18 protein-coding genes and 1 tRNA gene are annotated in these 25,547 nt (G+C 33.4%); 5 read left to right on the top strand and 14 right to left on the bottom strand.

Annotated features, from left to right (window positions below; all coding sequences use genetic code 11):
• Positions 1–5: 5 nt before the first annotated feature.
• From EYY60_RS11480 to EYY60_RS11460, 5 genes are all read left to right on the top strand, one after another.
• Positions 6–530: a DUF4269 domain-containing protein gene (locus EYY60_RS11480; protein WP_132989477.1), complete on the top strand. Its 525-nt coding sequence runs from the start codon at positions 6–8 to the stop codon at positions 528–530.
• Positions 531–655: 125 nt separating this feature from the next.
• Positions 656–728: transfer RNA gene (locus tag EYY60_RS11475), tRNA-Met, on the top strand.
• Positions 729–923: 195 nt separating this feature from the next.
• On the top strand, positions 924–1,685 hold the full coding sequence (locus EYY60_RS11470) for a hypothetical protein (protein ID WP_132989476.1): 762 nt from the start codon (positions 924–926) through the stop codon (positions 1,683–1,685).
• 585 nt (positions 1,686–2,270) lie between these two features.
• Positions 2,271–3,833: a S41 family peptidase gene (locus EYY60_RS11465; RefSeq protein ID WP_132989475.1), complete on the top strand. Its 1,563-nt coding sequence runs from the start codon at positions 2,271–2,273 to the stop codon at positions 3,831–3,833.
• 125 nt (positions 3,834–3,958) lie between these two features.
• A complete protein-coding gene (locus tag EYY60_RS11460) occupies positions 3,959–4,600 on the top strand; it encodes a hypothetical protein (protein ID WP_132989474.1) in 642 nt (213 codons plus the stop codon).
• A gap of 119 nt (positions 4,601–4,719) precedes the next feature.
• On the opposite strand, the gene EYY60_RS11455 is transcribed toward EYY60_RS11460, so the two are convergent.
• The 14 genes from EYY60_RS11455 to EYY60_RS11390 form a co-directional block, all read right to left on the bottom strand.
• Positions 4,720–5,097, bottom strand: a complete 378-nt coding sequence (locus EYY60_RS11455; protein ID WP_132989473.1) for a nuclear transport factor 2 family protein — start codon at positions 5,095–5,097, stop codon at positions 4,720–4,722.
• Positions 5,098–5,257: 160 nt separating this feature from the next.
• On the bottom strand, positions 5,258–6,058 hold the full coding sequence (locus EYY60_RS11450; RefSeq protein WP_132989472.1) for an SDR family NAD(P)-dependent oxidoreductase: 801 nt from the start codon (positions 6,056–6,058) through the stop codon (positions 5,258–5,260).
• A 93-nt stretch (positions 6,059–6,151) separates the two neighbouring features.
• Complete coding sequence (locus EYY60_RS11445; RefSeq protein WP_132989471.1) at positions 6,152–6,715, bottom strand: GNAT family N-acetyltransferase; 564 nt, start codon at positions 6,713–6,715, stop codon at positions 6,152–6,154.
• Between the two features lie 73 nt (positions 6,716–6,788).
• Positions 6,789–7,241 carry a type II toxin-antitoxin system RatA family toxin gene (locus EYY60_RS11440; protein WP_132989470.1) on the bottom strand — a complete coding sequence of 151 codons (453 nt, stop codon included), beginning with the start codon at positions 7,239–7,241 and terminating at the stop codon, positions 6,789–6,791.
• Positions 7,242–7,828: 587 nt separating this feature from the next.
• Positions 7,829–9,841, bottom strand: a complete 2,013-nt coding sequence (locus EYY60_RS11435; protein WP_132989469.1) for a M13 family metallopeptidase — start codon at positions 9,839–9,841, stop codon at positions 7,829–7,831.
• Positions 9,842–10,188: 347 nt separating this feature from the next.
• Positions 10,189–11,805 carry a T9SS type A sorting domain-containing protein gene (locus tag EYY60_RS11430; RefSeq protein ID WP_132989468.1) on the bottom strand — a complete coding sequence of 539 codons (1,617 nt, stop codon included), beginning with the start codon at positions 11,803–11,805 and terminating at the stop codon, positions 10,189–10,191.
• A 97-nt stretch (positions 11,806–11,902) separates the two neighbouring features.
• Positions 11,903–13,021, bottom strand: coding sequence for an N-acetylglucosamine-6-phosphate deacetylase (nagA, locus tag EYY60_RS11425; protein ID WP_132989467.1), 1,119 nt, complete (start codon positions 13,019–13,021; stop codon positions 11,903–11,905).
• 46 nt (positions 13,022–13,067) lie between these two features.
• Positions 13,068–14,372, bottom strand: coding sequence for a serine hydrolase domain-containing protein (locus tag EYY60_RS11420; RefSeq protein ID WP_132989466.1), 1,305 nt, complete (start codon positions 14,370–14,372; stop codon positions 13,068–13,070).
• A 4-nt stretch (positions 14,373–14,376) separates the two neighbouring features.
• Positions 14,377–16,878, bottom strand: coding sequence for a beta-N-acetylhexosaminidase (locus EYY60_RS11415; protein ID WP_132989465.1), 2,502 nt, complete (start codon positions 16,876–16,878; stop codon positions 14,377–14,379).
• Positions 16,879–16,889: 11 nt separating this feature from the next.
• Positions 16,890–18,371 (bottom strand): glycoside hydrolase family 10 protein, encoded by a 1,482-nt coding sequence (locus EYY60_RS11410; RefSeq protein ID WP_132989464.1) that lies wholly within the window; start codon positions 18,369–18,371, stop codon positions 16,890–16,892.
• A gap of 196 nt (positions 18,372–18,567) precedes the next feature.
• On the bottom strand, positions 18,568–20,403 hold the full coding sequence (locus EYY60_RS11405; RefSeq protein ID WP_132989463.1) for an outer membrane protein assembly factor BamB family protein: 1,836 nt from the start codon (positions 20,401–20,403) through the stop codon (positions 18,568–18,570).
• 175 nt (positions 20,404–20,578) lie between these two features.
• Entirely contained in the window at positions 20,579–21,406 is an 828-nt protein-coding gene (locus tag EYY60_RS11400) for an alpha/beta hydrolase (RefSeq protein ID WP_132989462.1), read from the bottom strand.
• Positions 21,407–21,425: 19 nt separating this feature from the next.
• The gene (locus tag EYY60_RS11395; protein WP_132989461.1) at positions 21,426–24,341 is read right to left on the bottom strand and encodes an FAD-binding and (Fe-S)-binding domain-containing protein; all 2,916 of its coding nucleotides are present in this window, start codon (positions 24,339–24,341) and stop codon (positions 21,426–21,428) included.
• A gap of 281 nt (positions 24,342–24,622) precedes the next feature.
• Positions 24,623–25,372 carry a DeoR/GlpR family DNA-binding transcription regulator gene (locus EYY60_RS11390; protein WP_132989460.1) on the bottom strand — a complete coding sequence of 250 codons (750 nt, stop codon included), beginning with the start codon at positions 25,370–25,372 and terminating at the stop codon, positions 24,623–24,625.
• Positions 25,373–25,547 lie beyond the last annotated feature (175 nt).

The following is a 25,547-nucleotide window of genomic DNA, read 5'->3' as shown; positions in this document are numbered from 1 at the left end:
CCTAAATGATCGATTTCAAAAATATTGACTATTTAAAGTCTGGAAACAAAAGACAAGCCGAAGCTTATGAAACTTTGACAAAAAACAAGGTTTTGGAAGCTCTAGCAGAATTTGACCCAATTTTAGTAGGTACGATTCCAATAAATATTGCTATTGAAAACAGCGATTTGGATATTGTTTGTTATTGGCAAAATAAAACTCATTTTATTGAAAAGATAACTTCTCTTTTTAAAGACAAAACCAATTTCAAAATCAGCGAAACGATTATAAATCAAGAAGAATCTTTCATTGGGAGTTTTATTTTGGATGATTTCGAAATTGAAATTTTCGGACAAAACATTCCGACTGAGAATCAAAACGGATACAGGCATATGATTATAGAACATCAAATTCTGCAATCACGGGATGAAAATTTCAGGAAAGAAATCATAAAACTCAAACAAAACGGCTACAAAACTGAGCCTGCCTTTGGCAAATTATTAGGCTTAGAAAAAGATCCATATGCAGAATTATTGAATTATAAAATCTGATTTCAGGATGAAACAAATACAAGAAACTGATTAACAAATAGTTACTTCAAATTTAACTTTAGGAAAATTTTTCACTTATTTCTTTGATAAACTGTATTTACTGCTTATCTTTGCACCCGAAACATCGCGGGATAGAGCAGTAGGCAGCTCGTCGGGCTCATAACCCGAAGGTCACAGGTTCGAGTCCTGTTCCCGCTACTAAAACAAAAAGCTTCAGAGAAATCTGGAGCTTTTTTTGTTTTAACTATCTTTGTTAATACCATCGTTGCGTTCATGAGCGAGACGCTCGCGCCAGCAGGGGGAAGTTCTTTAAATAATTAATTATGAGATCTATTATTTATTTTTTCTTACTGACAAGTTCAGCATTATGCTATCCACAAAAAAAAAAAATTAATGAAGAAAAAAATTCCATACAGCGAGTTTAAGGAAATCCTAACTAAAAATGATGACCAAATTTTAGGATTTATAACAGATGTAAATCGAAAATTGAAAAAAAGTCAAATCTATTACGCATTTGATAATTTAGATGTTTTTATTGAAACATCTAATTCCAACGTAGATCTAACACTTTACGGTGATAATCATGTAACAAATGAAAGTGAAATATATCTTTTTAATTCTGAAGAATCTTTTTTGGAATCACTTAATGAGAAAAACTTCAAGGAAATTAATACTCCTTATTTTAAGTATCGTAAGATTTTTAAGAATCCAACTTTATTTAGAGAAGTCTTTATAAAGGAACTATTTTTAAATCTAGAATTAGAAATACCGGAAAAGATCTCAGAAACGAATTTAGATCAGTTTAATAAAGCATTATATAATTTTGGATATGACAGAACTAAAAACTTTTTATATATACATCTCATTGTATTTTGTGGAGAATTTTTAAATGAAATTGAGAATAATAAAGGTAGATGGACGACATACACAAGTTCACATTACCCATTATTGAACATTCCTGAATTTATAATGGCCGATAATCTTTCGACCAAAATTTCTATAAATCATTTTTTGGGTAAAGATTTAAACGAGGCGATTGATAAAAACCAAGTGAATAATATTTACATATATAAGATCGAAGATTTGTTCGAATTTAATTCTGATTGGCAAAAATTCAGATCTAAAGTGATTATCAAAAAAAATGAGATTAAATAAAATAGATTAAAGAAAGAAAATATTGACGTAGAATATTACTTTGATGACAATAGTTAAAATTTTACGATCTAAGCCATTTCGATATGTGAACATGCCCCAATAGTTAGACACTATTTGGGGTATGTTCAATTATCAGGCTTTTATTTTCTAATAATCTACATCGAATTTGAATTACTAGATCTTTGCATTTTAAAATATTACTTTAGGATGCTAATGCAAAAATTGCATAATAATCAGTAATAATGCGGTTAGATATTTGAATGCTTCCCGCTACTAAAACAAAAGCTTCAGAGAAATCGGGAGCTTTTTTTATTTTACCTTTTCTCTGATTCTCTTTGCGGACACAGATGGCAAATCTGTATTGTCGTTGTCTACATATGGGGGTGATTGGATCGAAAACTTTTTAAGATGATTACAATTTCTAAGAAACAGAAAAATGCGCAAAATAAGAGAGATATTCGCACTGTTTTTCTTTTATTGCAATGCAATTTTATCTTATTTTTACCACAAGAATGAAGTAAAAACGATTATCAATAACGAATATTAAACTCTAAAAATTAACCTATAACCCCTAATCTATAACTAATGTATTACAAGAATAATAAAAATCTGATTCCAGTTTTTATATTATTGTTTTTCTTGTCCTTTAAAATTCAGGCACAAGGATTTGATAAAAACGCGAAGGATAGCTTAATGCTGTACAATAAAATACTTTCGGTAAAACAAATACAGCAGGATCTTAAAATACTCTTTGCTATAAACGAAAAAGCAAATTCTGGCTTGTACCAATACCGTTCTAAAAAACAAGTAGACAGCATTTACAATACAACTATTAAAAGTATAAAAAAGCCTATAAGCGTTACCGAGTTTTACAAAATAATGCTCCATCTGGCAGATTTTGAAGGAAGTGTACACAATTATACTATTCCCGATCTCGACTTAATAAAATTTCTGAACAGGCAAAAATCTTTTTTCCCTTATCCTCTTCTTTACATTGGTGGGCAAATTATTTTCGATGGTCAATCATCAGATATACCGGCAGGTTCAAGAATAAGAAGTATAAACGGGATAAGTGACGCAAAATTGATGCAATCTTTTTATAAATATTATACAGCTGATGGCTTTAACACTACAGAAAAATTATCGGCCAGCGTAAATAAATCGTTTGGAATAAACTATCTGTTGGAATATGGTCTTTCTAATGAATTCATTATAGAATACAATTCACCAAAATCTGAATCTCTTGAAAAAAAGATACTTCCTGCAGTAACACTAAAGCAAAGAGAAGCAAACATTAAAAATAGATTTAGCGCTCCTGTCACTGATTTGATAGATTATAAAAAGCAATCTCCTTATAGTTTTCAAATGCTTAATCCCACAACAGGTTTATTAAATCTAAGATGGTTTGGAATGGCATACGGATCAGACGATCCTAAGTTTGAAACGTATGTTCATTTTTTGGATAGCGTTTTTACAGGATTGGACAAAAACAAGGTTTCTAACCTGATTATTGATGTTAGAAATAATCCTGGCGGAAGTGACCCTAACTTTGAACAGCCTGTAATGTACCTCACAGATCAACCATTCAAGGAAAATGAAAAAGCTACCATAATCTTCGACCCTAACTTGTTGCCTTTCGAGAACTATTTCTGGGGCGTTTCAACAGCAGAACGAATGGATAGTATTTCTAAAAAAATGGGAAAAAAATACCTAAAAGATGTATATCCGGTTTTTAAAAACAACATAAGTGTACAAAACCCAAAATATAATCCGGTTTATCATCCCAAATCACCAAAGTTTAAAGGCAATCTTTATCTTTTGATTAATGAAAATGTGGCATCAGCTGCTTCACATTTTGCTTCCCTGGTAAAAGCATATGTTCAAAATGTTACCATAGTTGGCGTAGAGACTGTTGGCGGTTACTATCGTCACAACGGACATTCACCATTGGTCTATGAACTTCCCAATTCCAAGATAAAAACACAATTTTCAATTGTAAATCTGGTTCAGGATGCTCCAAAAAAGAAAAATCAGCCAGAAGGTCACGGTATTATGCCGGATCATGAAGTGTGGCCAACTTTGGATGATTTTTTCAAACAGAAGGATACACAAATGGAATTTACACTTAAGCTTATACAGATGAAATAATTTGGATTTCCATACCTTTAACTAACAGAAAGCTTCAGAGAAATCTGGAGCTTTTTTTTGTTTTCAACAACAATATATCTTATAAAAATTGTAAGTTTAGATTTCTTTATCTTAACAAAGAATCTATGACAAAAGAAAATTTAAATGGTCGCATTCACGATAAAATAATTAAATCTTCAGAATTATTTTTAGCAAGAGAATCAAATCAAAATGTAAGTCTGATTAATGCTCTAGACTGGCTTAATGAAATCGTGGATGATGAAAACCTCAATGAAGTTACAGAAATCTATATCTATGAGGAAGCTTTTGGCGATTTAAACACAAAACTTAAAAATACAGTTGTACACGCCATCACATCAATTATTGCATTTAATTATAACAACGATAATATTGCCTATCTAGAAAATCTGGTAATTATGGATGATGGCCTAAAAAGTGATATTGCATTTGATTATCTGTTGAAAATTGGTGGCTATCATGAAAAATTTAGAGATAACATTTTCTTGTTTATCGAAAAGAATTTTAATGACTTCTCAAAAAACAAATTAAATATTCTTGCCTTTTATTTGGCCTCAATTTATCCTAAAGAATCAAGAGTGACGTCATTATTAGAATTTGTAGTTGATTTCCATAAGAAAAAATATCCTTCTACAAAAAGCGGAAGTGGAAGTAAAAATGAAAATGAAATCCAAAATAATGAAAATAAGACAGCTCGAATTCTAGAAATAGAAACCGATGAAGAAAAACCATGGTGGAAATTCTGGTAATTTCAGCACTGTGAATCACTAACAAAAAAGCTCCAGATTTCTCTGAAGCTTTTTTGTTTTTATGCTTTCGTTACAACTTTTATGTACGTTACCATTCACGCATGCGTTGTTTCAAATTACTAGTTTTTTTCCAATTCGGTTTCGGTATGCATCACACACGCCCACTTATTATTTTCTTTAATCCAGGTAGAAGTACAGACACATTTTATAGGCTCTTTTTGACTTTGATCTACTATCTCAAAATCAAGATGATATCCTATTACGGCGGTATTTTCAGCAATTAGGTTTTCTTTTACGTCATAAATGTTCAGCACTTTTATTTTATTGGTCTGCCCAGAGTCAAACATATTTTTGAAATCAGCCTCACTGATACTTTGAACACCATTTTTTCCAGCAACTATACAGGGAAAAAACGTCAGATTTCTTACTGTTTCATAATCATTATTTTGAACTCCATGCCAATATTCTTTTTCCAATTCTATGATTTGTCCTTCCATATTATCTCGTTGTTAATTAGACATTTTACAAATTTCAAATTAATATTGAATTAAAGCTGCTCTTTTAACATAGATTTAATTTTCATAAGAGCTAACTTATTCAAGTCAAATAGATTTGACAACATCCTATCTTGGGATATTACATTCAACTAAATCTTTCTCATAAATCTGGTTTTGGGCCTTTTGAAATTATAGACCTCATCAAGCCAGGAAACCATCTTTGTAACCAAACTGCCAGCTTTCCGTGACCCGTAAAAATGTAATTTCTTTTTCTTTTTAAAATTGCCTTTACCATTACTTTTGCAGCTTTATCCGTTGGCCACATTAAATTTGATGGCCGTGGGTCTGCCTCTTCAGGATGCCAAACTCCATCATTGTCAATTCGAGCAATTTCTGAAACCACAAATCCGGGATGCATTGTTGTGCAGCTTACGCCTGTACCCTTTAATTCAACCTGCAAAGTCTGACCAATAGAGTTTACAGCCGCTTTTGAAGCACCGTATGCTCCTACATTCGGATTAGGAAGATATGCTGCTACACTTCCAACTAAACCAATTCGGCCTTTGTTTTTCTTTAAAAGTGGTAAGGCATATTTTACTGTTAGCGCTAAGCCTGTAACGTTGCCTTGCAATTGTCTATTCCAATCTTTGGCTGTTAGCTTTTCGATGCTTCCAAAAACACCAAAACCGGCATTAGCTACAACTATATCCAAGCGCCCCAAATCTTTGATGATTTGCTGAACTGCATTTTCAATAGAACTTTCTTCCATTATATCACACGGAATCACCAATGCATCTCCACCTGAATGCCTAATCTGTTCTGCAACTTTTTCTAATAGTTCTTTACGTCTTGAGGAAAGCACTACTTTATATCCTAATCTTGCCCATTCAAGAGCCATTGATTTTCCAATGCCAGAGGAAGCACCTGTTATCCATACTATCCCTTCTTTTACATTTGCCATTTTTAATCAATTTTAGTTCGAATAGTTTCTTTTCGTTATAATATAGAATGCCCAATCCTAAATTACGAATCTACTGGCGCAATCGGATTTTTTTTATTTGATTTCTTGTCCAGGCTTTATTAAATTATCTTTTATTTTAGCATAAATATCAAGACTTATAAACTTGCCATTTTTAATTTCACAGTCTTTCATTGTCCCCTCGTACTGAAAGTCAATTTTAGCCATTACATTTTTACAATTCTTATTTTCCGACTCAACAAATCCTTCAATTCTATTAAGCCCTAAACTATCAAACCCGTATTTACAAATCAACGGTATTGCTTCTTTTATAATTCCATGTCCCCAAAAATTTGGCATCAACCAAAACCCGATTTCTGCTTTTTTATGTTCTTTGCTTAAATTATTTAATCCGCCTGCTCCGTAGAATGTTTTATTATCAGCAGAACAAATAGCAAACCAAATTCCTGTATCGTTTTTTTCAAGGTCAGCAAAAAAAAGCATTTGTTCTTTAGTTGCTTCCAATGTCTGAAAACTCACTCCATAATATTTAACAACTTCTGGATCTGAAAGTCCTTTGAAAACATTTTCAAGATCACTACCTATAAATTGCCGCAATAAAAGTCTTTCGGTTTTTATAATTGGAAATTCTTTTCTCATGATTTTTTATTCGTTTGTGATTATCCGTTTTCGTTGTCAAGGTTCTCTTTGTGGGCACAGATTCCAAATTTACTTATCCGATTTCTTCTTCAATATTCAGCTTAAGATCAACAAGTCTTTGTTTTACATTTGTTTGCAAAATCTTTTTTATAAAATTTATCAATAAGCTGAACGGAAATCTAAGTGAAAAAGAATACAAAAAGACAACTTCTGTTTTATTGTCAGGCATTTCTTTAAATGTCCAAGAACCCAAAAATGACTTAAATAACAATGAATTATCTATCATTTTTATTGCTGTAACTTTTGGTCGGTTATAGGTAACATATTCCGTTTTCATACCAAGTCCATTTTTTGCCACACAATATGCCTTAACTCCTTTGCCAGCTTCTGTTGCACCATCAATTAAGTTAGCTTTTTTCAGAAAAGTATCCCATTTTAATCGTTTATTATAATCTTGTGTAAAATCAAAAACTAACTCAGAGTTTTTATTAATTAGAATGGTCTCTGTAAATTTAGTCGTGTTCATTATTCAGGATTTTCGAACTTCTTTTTTAATCTCTTTTTTGGGTTTCTAAAATATACCAACGTCAAATTTCGCTTTGCTAGCACTAGCGTCTCGCTAGTGACCCCATCAATATCTAATAATTTTTAACCATGTAGCTGTTTACAAAATAAAAAATAGTCATTAATAGTCCCGTCAGCATCAAAAACAAAATTTCTTTTTTAATTGTCGTCCAAATCAAATTATGCTTGTAGAGTCTATATACCAAGAAAGTTATAATTATAAGTAACGAATAAAAAATTGAATAAATTGACAGTATTATCGCTGGCCAAATCATAAAACCAGCATTTGAGTAAACACTAAAACATTCTCCTTTGTAAACTAATAGCGAAATAATTGAAATAATTAGTAGTATAGAAGAAATTGCCAAAACAATTCTGGCAACTCGTTTTAAAGATGAAAATATTTTGTGGAATTTTAAATTAATACTATTCTGATTTGTTTCCATTTTTTAGTGATGAAATATTTTTCTACAGACGTTTCCACTGACACGATCGTCTTTTTCGTGCCAGCAGATACAACTTTTCATGGGAAGATTTAAGAAAGATTTATTACCAAATTGTAATTCTATCTTTCTCTGGCAAAAACATTTTATCTCCCTGTTTTACATCAAATGCTTTATAAAAAGGTGTCGTATTCATTAAAGGACCATTCACGCGCCAATTTGGTGGTGAATGTGGGTTATTGTTAATCCACAAACGCAAGAACTCATCTTTCATTTTTACTCGCCATATTTTGGCTATAGAAATAAAGAAACGCTGGTCTGGAGTATACCCGTCAATTTTTGTATTTCCTTTTCCTTGTTCAGTCATTTTAAAAGCATCGTAGGCAACTGCAATTCCAGCGATATCAGCTGTGTTTTCGCCAACTGTCATTGCACCATTAATATGCAAATCTCCTAAAACGGTATAAGTACTATATAAATCAATAACTTGTTGTATTCTTGATTTAAACTGAGCATAATCTTCTTTTGTCCACCAGTTTTTCATGTTTCCATCCTTGTCATATTGAGCGCCTTGGTCGTCAAAAGTATGGGTTATTTCGTGGCCAATTACCATTCCGATACCTCCGTAGTTAAGTGCATCGTCTGCATTATTGTCAAAATATGGCGCTTGCAAAATACCGGCAGGAAAGACGATTTCATTTGCTGTAAGATTGTTATATGCCGTAACTGTTGGCGTTGTAGTAAACCATTCTGATTTATCGACTGGTTTGCCCAATTTTGCTAATTGAAATTGATATGCAGCTTTAGACCCTGAAACTACATTCTCGAAATAGGCATTTCTAGCAATATTAACATTACTATAATCTCTCCATTTATCTGGATATCCTATTTTCTTAGTAATGGCAAATAATTTTTCTTTCGCTTTTTGTTTCGTAATAGGGCTCATCCATTGCAAATTATCAATTCTTTTTGCATAGGCTTTCTGCAAATTATTCACGAGAACCAGCATACGCTTTTTGGCATCTTCCGAAAAATATTTCTTTACGTACAATTCACCCAACGCTTCGCCTAAGTAATTGTCAACGACATTCGCCATTTTTTCGCCACGTGATTTTTGAACAGCTTGACCAGAAAGCACCTTGGTATATTCAAATGAAGCGTCTACAAAAGGCTTACTCAAATCATCTGCATATCTTTCGATAGAATTTGCTTTCAAGTAAATTTTCCAATTATTAATCGGGATAGTTTTTAAAAGCTTATTAAGAGCATCATAATAAGCAGGTTGACCAACATTAATAAAATCGGTTTTAGCACCTAAATTATTTAAAAAAGTAGTCCAGTCTATATTAGGATGTCTTTTTGCAAGATCTGCTACAGCTGTTTTATTATAATTTGCTTGCACATCACGAAGTTGAACTTTTGTTTTATGCGAAACGGCAAGTTGTTTGTCAATATCGTAAACTAAATCAGCATTCTTTTTAGCTTCTAGAGCATTGCTTCCAGTTTGCTGAAATAATACAGTAAGGTATTTTTTGTATGCTTCTTGTATAGCAACAGTTGACGAATCTGATTTGAAATAATAATCCCTGTCAGGCAAACCTAAACCCGTTTGATAAAGCTGAGCAATGTTCATACTACTGTTTTTATCATCGGGTGACACTCCAAAACCAATAATAGAATAATTGCCCACTTTTTCTTCATTAACAACAAAATTCATTAATGAAGGCAAATCGCTAATGGCTTCAATTTTGGCAAGCAGAGGTTTTATCGGTTCATAACCGCGTTTGTCAATGGTCACAGTATCCATTCCCGATGCATAAAAGTCTCCTACCTTTTGCGCTATACTTCCTGCTGGGTTATTGCTTTTTGAAATACTGTCTAATATTCCTTGAAGGCGAATTCGTTGCGGGAAATTCATAAACATATAAGCGCCTACTCCCGATTGAGATGCTGGTATTGATACAGAATCATACCATTTGCCATTTACATATCTAAAAAAATCATTACCTGGTCGTAATGTGGAATCTATTCCTGTGATGGCAACATCTTTTTTTGCCGAATGTTTTGAGCAAGCTGTAAAAGCTAAGAATGCAATGAAAAGCATTAAAGAATTTTTCATAATCTAGATTATTTCTATTAAATGATTGAAAAACGTTTTGAAGGCAACTATTTTAACATGTATATGCTTGGCATACTAAATTTTAGCAGAACAATATACGAATTCGGTTTTTAATTTTAAAGTTTTTGTCAGAATTATTACTAATCTAAGTGCGTTTTGCTGTGGAAATTGAATCTGTATTAAAGATGTTTGGAGGGAATATTTTCTGTAATATTTTTATTGCTCGCCAAGAGAAAAATGATAAAAATAGAAAAGCTTCAGATTTCTCTGAAGCTTTTCTATTTTATACGATCTTTAATCTTTTTATTTCCAAGTTATCTCTGACGGACAATAACAAAAAGTATTAATTATTTTTTTAGAACTTTTAGCGTGTTTCCTTTTTTAGTCTTGAAAAAATACACACCAGATGGTAATGAATCAAGATTCACTTCATTATATCCCACAACTAAATTTAATTCTTTTAATTGCTCTCCAACAGCGTTGTAAATATACATTTTACAATCAGATTTTACATTTACATTCACTTTGCCAATTGTTGGATTAGGATACAAACTTGTCGAGGATAAAAGATCATTTTCATCTACAGAAAGCACAGTTTTACACATTGCTGTAACTTCCTCTCTATTGTTACATCCTTCTTTGTTTGAGCGCACAGCAGCACTTTTCTCAATATCTGAAAGATAACTACATACACTTTGGATCGCACAAGTTGACAATAAGGCATTCAACTCAATAGTTATATATCCAATCGTTTTGGGATCAATATTCTCAATACCTCTTAAACTTGCTATTTTGTCATTATAACTGATTGTTAAATTGCCATTATTTATATTCTTAAGACTTTCTAATCCCACTAAATTTTCAAGACTTGCACATCCAGATACGTAAAGGTTTGCACTTGAAACGAAACTATTTAAACCTTGAAGATTTATCATACCCAAATTGTCTGAAATTTCAAATGAAATTCCAACTTTAGTCAAACCACTCAATCCCGTTAAATTAGTCAATGCATTGCAACTTTTTATTTGCAACATTCCATCAATTGATGTCACATTTTGCAGCCCATTCAATGAATTTAATTTATCAATTCCAAATAGCGTTAAATTTTCTTTTACAATTTTAAGATTATCAAGTCCTTTTAGATTAATTAGATTATCATTATCAACTACAAATAACCTGTAAATAGTAGCAAGATTTTCCAAACCAGCAAAACTTGAAATATTATCATTTCGTTCTATTTCAAAAAATCGTCCAGTAGATATTAGCCCATTTAAACCTTGTAAATCTTTTAAGCTATTATTAAATCTAATTTTTAAATCTCTTTTTACAGTCTTTAAATTATTCAAACCATCTAAAGATGTCAAAAGCGGATTTGACTCAACAATCAAATCATTATTAACTTCCGTAATACCTGCTAATCCATTAATATTAAGAAGCTTATCATTTGTGCTGATTATTAGATTATTTCCAATATTTGCAACGTTTTTAAAGGCGTTGATATTAGTTAATACTTTATTATCTCTTATCGACAAATCTCCTCCTACTGATTTAAGATTTTCTAAGCCACTAAAATTATCTAAAACGTCATTTCTTTCGATCAATACATTTTTTCCAATCGAATTCAACGCTTCTAATCCAGTGAAATTGGTTAAAAGAGAATTGCCACTAATAGTCAAATCTCCACCAATTGAAGTCAAATTATTCAACCCTTTTAAGTCTTTAATTAAGAGTTTGAGAGTAAGGTTTCCTGTAATAGATTTAATTTGGGATAACCCAAGAAGATTGCCGACATTTTCTATTAATACATCTCCACCAATAGTGGTACAACCAGGATAATTTTTTGAGAAATTATCTATTTGGGATTGACTGTTTATTGTAATTCCTGACGGCAAGCAATTTTGACCAGAACTACTTAAAACTGTTAAAACAAGTATACAAAAAGTTAACACACCTTTTTTTATCATTATGATTTGGAGTTTTGAATTTGTAAAAAAAATTTTATTTTCTTTTCAAAAATACATTATTAAAAATTAAAAACAGTATCCTAATAATTGATTCATTTTAAGAAAAATCAAAAGTTTCTATTTCAGATAAATCAGCATTGAATTTAACGAAAGTTGCAGGAAATCCAGCTTTTATTTTTCCGAATTTATCTCCTAAACCAATTGCATTTGCCACGCGAGAAGATCCCATTTTCAGCGCTTCATCAACAGAAACATTCAAATGATTGTAGGCATTTTGCACTGCCTCTAACATCGAGATTGAAGCTCCAGCCAAATTGCCGTCTTTATTTCTATAAAATCCATTATCAAGATGAGCATCAAAATTGTCCCAATTAAAGTTGGTCACTTTTCGTCCTAAAAATGTGGCATCACTAATCAAAAAGAATTTCTCTTGTTTTAGTCTGTATGCCAATCTCGCCGCCGCATAATCGCAATGTGAACCGTCTAAAATAACAGGAGTAAATACATTTTCGCTCTCTAAAGATGCGCCAACCAAACCGGGTTCACGATGTCCGAATTGCGTCATCGCATTAAACAAATGTGTAACGAGCTTAATTCCTTTTGCAAAATAAGGCTGTGCTTCTTTATACGAGATAGTCGAATGTCCTATTGAAATTACAAAACCGCTTTCGAGCAACATATCAAGCTGTTCTTCCGTAAAGCATTCTGGAGCAATCGTGATGACTTTTATAACATCTTTCCCATATTTTATAATTTCTTCTAGCTCTTTGTTTGTAGGCTTTCGGACTTGATCTATACTGTGTGCTCCTCTTCGTAATGGATTCAAAAATGGCCCTTCTAAATGCATTCCGATTACCCCATTATCGTATTTTTCTCTATAGCTGCGAACAGCTTCGATTCCTTTCAGAATGGTTTCATTTGAAGAGGATATCAAACATGGAAGCACCTGCGTTGTCCCATATTTGCGACTAGCATCATAAATATCCTGAATTGCTTCTTCAGTTGGAGTTTGGCTAAAATAAAGCCTTTCTCCTCCATTTATTTGAATATCCATAAAACCAGCAGCGATATTTTTTCCTTGCAGATCAATCGTTTCAATAGCTTCTGGAATTTCTTTTTGAACCGAAAGAATTTTTCCGTTTTCTACAACAATAACTCCATTATTGATTATTTCTTCTCCTGTGTGAACGACTGCATTGATAATGGCATGTTTCATTTTACTTAAATTTATTTTTCAATAATTCGTGAATTCGTGGCAAATATTACTTATTAATTTGCCTCCAAATTTTAGCACTAAAATCATCTTTATACATCAATCTGTTTGTACGAGTTGGATTTACACGATTTGTCAAAATAACCAAAAATCGATTTGTATTTCTATTCATAAAGAAAAATGTTCCTGTAAAACCAGTATGTCCAAAATCATCTTTGGTAAAAAACTCGTCTGGTTTTCTTTTATCAAAGCCTAAGCCGCGATAAATGCCTTCTTTTGCAAGTGGCGATTCTGTAAACTCTTTTACGACTTTGGCTTTTAGAATTTGTTTGCCTTTATAGTTTCCATTGTTCATTAGCATTTTGCAGATCACGGCAATCGATTCTGCGTTCGCAAACAAACCTGCATTTCCAGAAACACCTCCAAAAATTGCTGCGGCTTCATCATGCACATAACCTTTTATGGTATCTTTTCTGAAAAAATTATCTACTTCCGTTGGCATTACATTATCTACAGAAGTCCATTTTAGTGGATTATATCCAATTTTTGAAATACCTAATTGCGTATAAATTTCATTTGTCAACTGATCTAATTTCTTTCCTGTTTTAGTCTCGATCATTTGTTTGACTAAAAGCAAGTTTAAATCGCTGTAAACATATTTTCCACGAACATTCGTATTTGCAGTCGCAATCCTTTCATAAACCGATGGATAATATTCTGGATTCAGCCACATGTTTTTATAAATCTGAACCCAATTTTCTTTTGGCTCAAAAACAAGATATTTCGAATCGTAAACAATGTTTTTGTTTACATACATATTATCGAACTGCTCAGGATATTGCTCTGATTTTTTATCGCTTAACAAAGGCGAACCATCTGGCGTAGAAAGCAAACTTTGATAAAAAGTAATGCTTGCCTTTAAGCCTGAAGTATGTGTCAGCAACTCAAAAAGCGTTAAATCGGAAATTGCTGTCTTTTTATACATCGGGACGATATCGCCAACTTGATCTGTGAGCTTCATTTTACCATCTCCAACCAAGCGCATAGTAACAAGTGTTGCTCCTAAAACTTTAGACATCGAAGCCAAATCGAAAACGTCTTCTGTTTTTACCTTTTGTTTTTTGGTATAATCATGATACCCGTAATTTTTGGCTATCAAATTAAAATCTCCCGTTCCAACGATAATTTGTGCTCCTGGAAAAAAGCCTTTTTCAAGCGCATTATTCATCATCGAATCGATGAAGGCTTCATTTTCTTTATTATCGCCAACTTTATTTATTTTTTTAGAAGAATGAAATCCCATTCCCAAAAAAACAAAAGAAATAATGACGATACTGAATGTTATCTTTTTCATGATTTTAAGGATTAATTTTTAAGTCCTGCTCTGCCATCAAAGGCTCATTATTGGTTCCCGTAATTTGAATTCTAACCACTTTTACGGGCTGTTTTGGATAAATGGATGCATTTCCGTAATCAAAATGATCCCCTTTTATAAAATCAGTTCCATTGTATGAAAACTCGACGTAACCGTTATTTATGATAAACCTCGGATGATGCGGAATCCCACTTAAAACATCAATTTTAGAAGACGTTACAGGATTAGTAAAGGTATACAAAATCCAGTCGCCGTCTTTGCAGGCAACATCTGTACGCATGTACGATTCTTCATTATAATCTTGCAGATTTGCAATTGGAAACTTTGGGTTTTCTGCCATTGATGAAGTTACCTGAACTTCCGGTTCTTGATAAGGCGAACAAGTGAATTTCACATTTGCTGCAGATTTTTTCTCTTCTCTATTTTCAACAGTAAAATCTAATCTATAGGTGTTTTTTTCGTTGTAATTTTCAATCAAAAATCTCAAGCGAGGTTTTGCTTTTAAAGCTTTTTCATCTGAATAAGTCTGCAATAGTTTGTCATTTTCAAAAAGCGAAACATTTTTAATTATTCCGTTTGCTCCGTCATCCGTTGGATTAAAATTCAAATACCAAATGCCTTTTTTGTCAACATGCTCCGAGATGTTTTCTGAAATAGTCAAAACCTCAGCTTTAGCTGTATTCCAAGTTGCAACAGGCAGTTTTTCCACTTTTACTGCAGGACTTGCCGAAGTCTCATTGAAGAAAACTCTAAACCTATACTGCTCGTAATCTTTCGTTTGAATTGGTCCTGTGTACAAAGGCGATTGTCTTGTTGGCTCATTCCCATCTTTATCGAATCTTACTACAGCGTCTTCATAAGGCGGTGTTACTGTAATTGTTCCGTTTTTATAAATTGCTGTAGGAGGAAAATCTCTGAAAGCAATTCCCATATCGGCTAATCTTTTCAAATGACTGTTGGTTAATCTTCCGTAAAAATCATCCCAGTTTTTATCCTCTTTTTTAGACCAACCCATTTCAGACAAAGCAGTAATTCTCGGATAACTTTGGTATTCCATAATTCTTTCAGGACGATCCAAATATTCGCTCCACAAAGCACCTTGAACTCCAATTATATTTTTTTGTTCTTCTGGCGTTAAATCCGAATCTGGAATTGGCTCGAACGAATACGCGCGTTTTGTATCTGTAATAGCCGCCCAACGATGGCCGCGTTCTGTTTCAGATTGCGCCATATCAAAATATAGAAATTGTCCTGGCATCATAATGGTTTTATATCCTTTTTTTGCCGATTCAATTCCGTAACCAATTCCTTGCCAAGCCGAAATCAATGTATTCGGGTTGATTTCTCCGCCTTTCAGAATCTCATTCCAGCCGTCTGTTTTTTTATGATATTTATCTACAATTTTTTGAACTCTTTTAAAGAAATAATTCTGAAGCTGAAAACTATCTGTAAAACCTTCTTTCGCCATCAAAGCTTTGCATTTTGGGCAATGCTCCCAATTTGCACGATTGACTTCGTCTCCTGCCACGTGAATATACTCAAAAGGAAAAAGATCTGAAACTTCCCTAATAATCGAATCCAGAATATCGTAATTTTCTTCGCGCCCAACGCACCAAACATTTTTTACTTCGCCTTGAACACTTTTTAGCTCCTGGCTTATTTCGCATCCGATTTCTGGATATGAAGCCGTTACTGCGCGCGAATGCCCCGGAATTTCAATTTCTGGCATAACTGAAATGCCACGATTAGCAGCATAAGCCACGACTTCTTTAATATCTTCTTGCGTATAAAAACCTCCATAACGTTTGTCTCCCGAACCGTAAGATGGCAACAAAACTTCTCCAGGACCTCTCCATGCGCCTTTTAAAGTCAAATCTGGCATTGATTTGATTTCGATTCTCCAGCCATTGTCATCGGTTAAATGCCAATGAAAGACATTCATTTTATGCGCCGCCAACCAATCAATATAATTTTTTACGGTTTGCTTGTCAAAAAATTGTCTTGAACAATCGAGCATCATACCGCGCCAATCAAAACGAGGATAATCTTCAATTTTCACAAACGGAACTGTTCCTTTTTTAACTTCTTTTGCAGAACAAATTTGCACTAACGTTTGAAGTCCATTTAAGGCTCCGTTTGCAGTTTTTCCTTTTATAAAAATTCCTTTTTGGTTTATTTCTAATTGATACCCTTCATTTGGAAGATCTAATTTCTTATCTACTAAAAATGAAATCGCACTTTTTCCATGTTTTTTTCCAATGGAAACAACTGGATTAGTTCCTATATTTTTTGAAATGCTTGTCGAAATATAATCTGTACTATTTTTTAGTTTTTTATCGACAACAACCTTTAATACCGAAGGAAGAACAAGCTGTCCCGCGTTTTGTTGTACTGAAACTGGCTTCGGAATTATATCTAATTTTTGGGCTTGTACAAAAGACAATGAACTTAAAAATAAGGCAATTAGGAGAATACTTTTTCTCATTTATTTATATTTTACTTTACTATAAATTCTATTGGACTGCTTTCTGTCTGGGTTTGACTCAAAGCGGTGAGCGCATAAACATAATTTCCTAAATTGGCATTTGGAACTTCTAGTTTCAGAGCTGTTGTCACATAATAAATAGTTGAAGGATCAGAAAAATCAGTTATTTTTCCTTTTGGAAATCTGTAGATTACATATTTCTTATCGTTAATTGCAGCTTTCCAAGTCAAAATTGCTTTATCACCTTTTTTAGTAATTACTGCATTTGTAGGCGGTTCAGGCTTTAATCTTGTTATTCTGTTTGCTTCGGGCGTCAAAGCGATGTATTTGTATTCTTTTTGAAGAAGAGGTTTTCTTAGCGTATCACCTTTTTTCAGAAAATTAGAAGCTGTAAAATGCATTGAACCTTCAATTTGAGGGAATTTGCGAATCATTTCAATCTGTTTTACGATTTGATCAGCACTTCTCCATTCAGGCTCTTTAGCCGAAGTTGAAATTTTATATTCACCATGTCCGACATAAATATTTGTTCCGTATTTATGTTCTGCCCACCATTTTGCCAAAACTTCAAAATTTGCTCTGTCAAAACCAATGTGCCAATATATTTGTGGCGTTACATAATCAATCCAATTTTCTTTTTGCCATTTTAAAATATTGGCATACAAATCATCATAATTGGTAGCTCCCGCGGTAGTTTTAGAACCTTCAGAATCTTTTGCACTATTTCTCCAAACTCCAAAAGGCGAAATTCCGAACTCAACTTCTGGTTTGTTGGCAATAATAGTATCTCTGATTTGTTTGATAATTAAATCGACATTGTCTCTTCGCCAATCGTCTTTGTCCTTAAACTGACGAGGTTCTTTAGCAAATGCTTTTTCATCTGGAAATTCTTGTCCAGCAATTTTATAAGGATAAAAATAATCATCCATATGAACGGCCTGAATATCATACTTACGAACAATTTCGCCCACTACAGAAGCCACAAAATCTCTAGTTTCTTGTAATCCCGGATTAAAATATCTTGTTTTTCCATAAGTCAGGAAAAGGTCTGGTCTTTTAAAATACAAATGATTTTTTGAAAGCACATCTCGAACTGTATCTTTCTGAACACGATACGGATTCAGCCAAACATGCACATTCATGCCGCGTTTTCCTGCTTCATCAATCATCATTTGCAAAGGATCAAAACCTGGCGCAACGCCTTGAGTTCCGGTTATCCAATGCGAAGCTGGCTCTTTTGTCGATTTGTAAAAAGCATCGGCAGTTGGACGAATTTGAAAAATGACAGTGTTCAGATTATACGAACGTAGATTATTCAAAAGTGTAACCATTTCGGCTTTCATTTCTTTATCTGACAAACCTGGTTTAGACGGCCAGTCAATATTTTCTACCGTAGAAATCCAAGCGGCGCGCATTTCTCTTTTTGGAGACTGCTGACTGAAGATTTTGGTATGAATCAGCAAAACTAGAATTATAATTTTTATGCTTTTCATAATTTTTATTCGGGTTAGTTTTTTTAAAATTTAACCGCAAAGAGCGCAAAGATTTACGCTATGTTCGCAAAGTCTTGATGTTATTTTTAATCTCAAAAAGCCGCAAAGTTTTTTAATCTGTGGCTATTTTCTCCCACCGATATAGCAGATTTATTTGTGAAAATTTGTGCAATTTGTGGCAAAAAATCTTTATAAATTAATTCAGCAAATAAATGCCGCCTTCAATAAGAGAAGTCCAAACTCTGCCTTGGGCATCAATTGTAAAACCATTTACACTTGAACTTCCTAAGGTTAATTGCTTTATGATTTCAAATTTTTCTGCATCGACTAATATAACTTCTCCTTTTCGGCTTCCGATATAGATCTTGTTGTCTTTTTCTAAAATTCCCGCTGGATTGTGTTCATATCCTAGTTTCAAATCCAAAACTTTACTTTGTTTCTCCACATTTTCTTCTGTCAATTCAAGATCATCAGAAAGTGGTACTCTTAAAAGCAATCCATCCATTGTTTTGCCATAAAACCATTTTCCGTCCTGACTTTTCCCCATCGATTCTCTAATTTTCCACTTCGAAGTTCTTAAAAGCGTTTTTCCTGTTTCAATATCCAAAATGGTCAAAAAACGTTGTGGCGTTACAAAATAAAGTCGGCTTTTTGTTGAAACCATATTTACATTTCCAGCCGAATATAAAATTTGTTTGTCATTGCCATTATTCCATTTCCAGATTAACTCCCCGGTATTTTTATTTAAACAATACACATAAGTATCCCAAACCCCAAAAATGATTTTATCTCCCTGAATCAAAGGCGTTCCTTGAGAATACGATTGTGGCATTTCTTTTTTCCAAATTACCTTGCCGGTCAAAGCATCAGCACAAATAAATGAAGTCGAACTTGCTGTATAAATCTTGTTGTTTTCAGAAATTGGAGAACCTACTAAAACGCCACCAACAGAAATATTCCATTTTTGTTTTCCTGATTGCGAATCAAATCCTAAAAGATTTCCTTCTATGGTTCCAATTACGAGATTATTTTTTACAGTTATTGGCGAAAAATAAATAGCGTTTCCTGTTTTTGTTTTCCAATTTATTTTTTTGTCTTTCAAATTTACGGATTGTATTTCACCAAGTGAATTGGCAAAATAAAAATTCTTTTTATCAAAAGAAGGAAGGCTGTAAATCGAAGCGTCATCTTTCAAAAAAGGAGCAATTGCTGGCGCATCATCTTTCGGAATTTCAATTTTTGATGGTTTTGTTGGAACAGAAAATTTGAAAACACCAGGTTTATCTATTTCTTTTTGATAAATACTGATGCTGTCATTACTGATGATCAATTCGTTATAACTTTGAGTTTTGCCATCCAGCGAAGTTATAGAGGTTCCCATTAAGCCACTCAAACCAGAAAAATCATATTTCCTCAAAGTATGTCCGTGACCACAAAAACTGGCAACAGTTGGATATTTTTGCAAAACAGAAAGCACTTCTTTATAATTGCTCACACTATTGTCCATTGGATAATGAGCAAAATTGAGCACTTTTTTATTATTTCCTTTCAGACTATCTTTCAAAGTTTTATCTAACCAAAGTACATCTTCGTGTTTTACAAAACCATCGCCCATTTTCATGTATGGTCCGCACGGATATCCGATGAAAAGATAATCTCCTTTTGAAAATACAAAGCGATCTTCTCCAAATATCTTTTTATAAGTAAGTCCCGCGCTTTCACTCCAGTTTGTTTCGTGATTGCCTGAAATAACATAATATGGCTTTGTCAATTTTGAAAGAATTGCATGAACCTGTTTCAATTCATCATCGGCTCCACGATTGGTTAAATCTCCCGTTACGACTACAAATTCATTGTCCGAGTTATTGATTTCTTTTACGATGTTTTGCAACAAAAAATCATTGTCATTTCCCACAGAAACGTGCAAGTCTGTAAGTTGTACAAATTTTATAATTTCCTTTTTTTCTGCATTCTGCGAAAATCCAGATGTTATTACAAAAAGCAATAGTATTCTGAAAAATAGATGTTTCATGGTTTGTTTTTAGTTTATTAGCAATAATTTATTTTAAATATTCCTATTTTGGAATAGAATATGATTCAGCAGAGTTGACCAAAAAAACCTAACAGGTTTGACAAAAACCTGTTAGGATAACCAACCAAAATTTGTGTATTTCAATCATGTGTGAGAATTAAAATACACTTTATGATTACTTTGTTTTTACATTTTCATTGAAGAAATCATGAAAAAACAAAAGTTGATATTTTAAAGAATTCTCCCAGTATTTAAGATTATGTTCTCCTGGGCGCTCAATATAATCGTGATTTATTTTTAGAGCCAACATTTTTGCGTGAAGCTCTCTGTTTACGGTCATGAAAAAATCGTCAACACCGCAATCAATAATCAATTTTAATTTGTTGTCTTTTACCAAATCGAGCATATTGGTAACCGTGTTTTGATTCCAATTTTCAGGAAACTCAGCAATTGATCCTAGTCGTTTTTTGATGTCCCATTTGTCGGGAAATGGGCGAATATCTACTCCTCCGCTCATACTTCCCGCTGCACCAAATACATCTTGATGTCTGAACGACAAATACAAAGCGCCATGACCGCCCATGCTCAAGCCTGAAATCGCTCTTCCTGTTCGATCAGCAATGGTTTTGTATTTTTTATCAATAAACGGAACTAGCTCGTTCACAACATAAGTTTCATATTTAAAACTCGGATCAATTGGGCTGTCAAAATACCAGCTTGAATAATTTCCGTCAGCACAAACTACAATAAAACCGTATTGATCTACTTGTTTTCCAAGTTCCTTAAAACCTTTTACCCATGACGCATAATTACCGCTGTGTCCGTGAAGCAAATAAATTACCGGAAAAGCCTTTTTGCTCTTTTTATAATTGTCAGGAACTACAACACAAGTTTTGATGTTTTTCTGCATCGAAGCACTAAAAACCTGTAAAGTATCGACTTTCGAAGCTTGCGCTGTAAAAACTAGAAACAGCAAGAAGATTGTGCAAATTGATTTTTTCATAACTGATGTTCTTTAAAAGCTATTTTAGGCAATCTTTCAAAATAGTTACCGGGTGCATTGCTTTTCTGCTAGTTCCGTCAAAAATTTGATGACGGCAACTTGTTCCAGCAGCTGCAATTTCCGTTGTCACTTCTGTTGCTCTAATTTTTGGAAACAAAGTATCTTCTCCCATCTGCATACTGATTTCGTAATGCTCTTTTTCATATCCAAATGAGCCGGCCATTCCACAACAACCCGAATTGTAAATCGTAACCGTATTATTTTTTGGAACATTTAGCATCGCAAAAGAAGCTTCAACACTGCTCAATGATTTTTGGTGACAATGTCCGTGAATCTTTATGCTTTTCTCTTTTTCAGAAAATTGTCCCGCGTGAATTTTTCCGTTTGAAATTTCTCTTTTGAAAAACTCTTCAACTGTAAAAGTATTTTTTGCTACTTTTTCGGCATTTTCTTTATCTCCAGCCAATCGAAGATATTCATCTCTAAAAGTCAAAATCGCCGAAGGTTCAAGACCAATTAAAGGCGTATTTTCAGAAATTATATTTTTAAAAATAGTGATGTTTTTATTTGCAATTTCCTGCGCTTCTTCTAGAAAACCTTTGGAAATAAAAGCTCTTCCGCTTTCTTCATGATCGATTACAATTACGTTATAACCTAATTTCGTCAATAATTCGAAAGCATCAATTCCTACCGAAACATCATAATAATTAGTGAATTCATCACAAAAAAGATAAACGCTTCCGTTTTCAAAAGAGTTGGACTCGTAAAGCTTTTTATTCGCTTGATACCATTTCCTAAAAGTTTTTGGAGCCAATAACGGAACTTGTCTTTCAGGCGCGATTCCCATTCTTTTTTTAACGAATGAAAGATTGGAAACCCAATTGGTTATTGACGGCACTATACTTCCGAATTCATTCAATTTTGAATTAAAAGCGAATATTTTATTTCGGAAAGAAAAACCGTTTGCTTTTTGATATTGGTATAAAAATTCGGCTTTTAAAGTTGCTACATCCACATTACTCGGGCATTCGCTTGCGCAGGCTTTACAGCTCACACACAATTCGAATACTTTATATAATTCTTCGTGATCGAATTTATTTTCTTTTTCAGAATGCGTCAGATATTCGCGTAAAGCGTTGGCACGTGCGCGCGTGGTATCTTTTTCGTTTCTTGTCGCACGATAACTCGGACAAAGAGTTCCCCCTGCCGATGGCATTTTTCGGCAATCTCCAGATCCGTTGCATTTTTCAGCGGCACGCAAAATCCCTAAACTATCTGAAAAATCTTGAATGGTTTTAATATCTGGTTCTACTCTTCCTGCTTCAAAACGAAGATTTTCATCCATTTTAGAAGCATTTACAATTTTCCCAACATTCAATATTGTATCAGGATCAAAAGCTTTTTTTATTCTTTTCAGCAATTCATAGTTTTTATCGCCAATCATAAACGGCAGAAACTCTCCGCGCAAAATTCCATCGCCATGCTCACCGCTTAATGAACCCCTGTATTTTTTTACCAAATGCGCTACTTCAGTAGATAAATTTCTAAACTGGTGTAAACCTTCTTCTGTTTTTAAATTTATCTTCGGACGCAAATGCAACTCTCCCGCTCCAGCATGCGCATAATAAATTGCACTTTGTCCATGGCTTTCCATCATGGCGGCAAAATCGGCAATGTAATTTGGCAAATCGCTTAATTCAACTGCGGTATCTTCAATCGAATCGGCCGCTTTGTCGTCTCCCACAATACTTCCTAAAAGTCCGAGACCTGCTTTTCTTACCTCATTTACCTTTTCGATATCTTCTCCGTAAATTTTTGGAAGCGCATATCCAAAACCATTGGCTTCAAGATCTTTAATCAAAGCATTGGCTTGCAATTCGGCATCTTCTATACTAATATGAGAACCTACTTCGAGCATGATAACCGCTTTAGGTTCGCCCACAATAAAAAATCTATTTTTAGCTTGTTCCCTATTCGTTTTGGTACAATCTAAAATTGTGTCGTCCATCATTTCGCAAGTATACAAATGATGTTTCATGGCAACAACAACAGCTTCAAGACTTTCTTGAATCGTATGAAAATGCGCCACGACCATAATATTGTTTGTTGGAGGAAGATCGTCAACTTTTAAAGTAACTTCTGTTGTAAATGCCAAAGTTCCTTCGCTCCCGCAAAGCAGTTTTCCTAAATTAATGGTATTTTCTGTTCCCGAAAAAAGTTCCGATTTCAACAAAGCATCAATCGCATAACCCGTATTTCTTCGATGAATTTCTGGTTTTGGAAACTCTTTTAAAATCTCTTCCTGATTTTCTTTATTCGAAAGCTCTTTGTAAATCGAGTCATAAATTTTGCTTTCTAAAGAATCGCCTTTTGTTTTCTCAATAAATTCCTCAGAAGTTAAATCCTTAAATGCAGCAAGAGTTCCGTCGCTTAAAACTGCTTTTATTTCTACAATTTTATCTCTGGTAACGCCATAACGGATCGAGGTTGTTCCTGAAGAATTATTTCCCACCATTCCGCCAATCATACATCTATTAGTAGTCGATGTTGTTGGCGCAAAAAATAATCCGTGCGGTTTTAAAAACAAATTCAATTCGTCGCGAATGACTCCTGGCTGAACCGTTACGGTTTTCTTTTCGGCATCAAAATAAACAATTTTAGCAAAATGCTTTGAAACATCTACAATTATGCCGCTTCCAACAGTTTGTCCAGCTAAAGACGTTCCTGCTGTTCTTGGTGTTATTGAAATTTTATTTTGGGATGCGAAACGAATAATCTTAACGATATCATCTTCTGTTTTCGGAATTGCTACGGCAACTGGCGTAATTCTGTAAGCAGAAGCATCTGTCGAATATATTTTTTTATGAAGTTCATCATAAAAAAGATTTCCTTCCAATGAAGCAGACAGCTCGTTTAATTGTTGAGAATTGGGCATTTTAATGGTTCTATTGCTTTTGGTTGTTTATTACAATATTGAGATCCATTTTAAAACAACTTATACTGTTTAAATAGCATATAAATCGTATTGAAATCAATATTTAGCCTGCCAATAGACCGTAAAATGATGAAATTACAATATTCATATATTTTGTCAAAGGCTTAGCTTTAACAAATATATGTACAAAAAAGAGAAACATTACATTATTTTGCGTTATTTAACAAAATAAATTTTAAAAAACGCAAAAACATGCAGTTTTGGTTTTCCCAAACAATAAATTATAGGATAAGTACACCAGATTTTCGATATTCTTCCAATTTGTCGTCATTTGGATCTAAATCGGTTACAATTGTATCTAATTTAGTAAGTTCACAAACACCATGAGGCATTTTTGTATCCAATTTATCCGAAGAAAACATTGAAACCACCTTGTCTGAAGCCTCAATCATTGCTTTTTTGACAATGGAGATTTCATACCCAATTTCAGTCAAACCTTGTTTTATATTGATGCTGCTGGCGCCAATGAAACAAATATCAGCTTTGATTTTAGAGACAACCTGAATCACATCCATACCAATTGTTACCATTGCGTTTTTTTGCATTTTTCCGCCAATAAAGATCAAATCAATGTTTGGATGCTGTGACAATTGCATCGCAATTGGAAGACTATAAGTATAAATTGTCGCTTTTAAATCGGCAGGAATTAACTTTGCAAAAACCAAATTGGTGCTTCCACCACTCATTATAATAACTTGATCATCACTAAGTAAAGACAATGCTTTTGTGACGATTTGCTTTTTTTGCTCTTCTTCCGAAATATAAATATCAAATATATTAGCCGATTTTTCAGAAACCTGAACTGCCCCGCCATACACTTTTTCTAACATCTTTTTACTGTCTAATTCGTTCAAATCTCGACGAATAGTGTCTTCAGACAAATCTAGAGCCAACGCTAAATCTGTCGTGACAACCTTTTGGTCCTCAATAAGCTTAGTCATTATATATTGATGTCTTTCGGCTTTCAGCATATTCTTAAAAAGTTAAAATTCAGAGCAAATATATCAATTATTTCAATTTATAGTAAAAAACACAAATTGAATATGCAACATTCCGCAAATTAAAAGATTTTAATTATTAACGCAGCCTAATTAAAACATTATAATTTGCGTTATTTTGCGTTATTTAAGTTAATTTTAGAAAAAA

It is taken from the genome of Flavobacterium zhairuonense (assembly GCF_004352915.1).
Classification (GTDB): domain Bacteria; phylum Bacteroidota; class Bacteroidia; order Flavobacteriales; family Flavobacteriaceae; genus Flavobacterium; species Flavobacterium zhairuonense.
The sequence above is the reverse complement of the archived record's forward strand: the minus strand, read 5'-3'. Positions and strand labels throughout refer to the sequence as shown.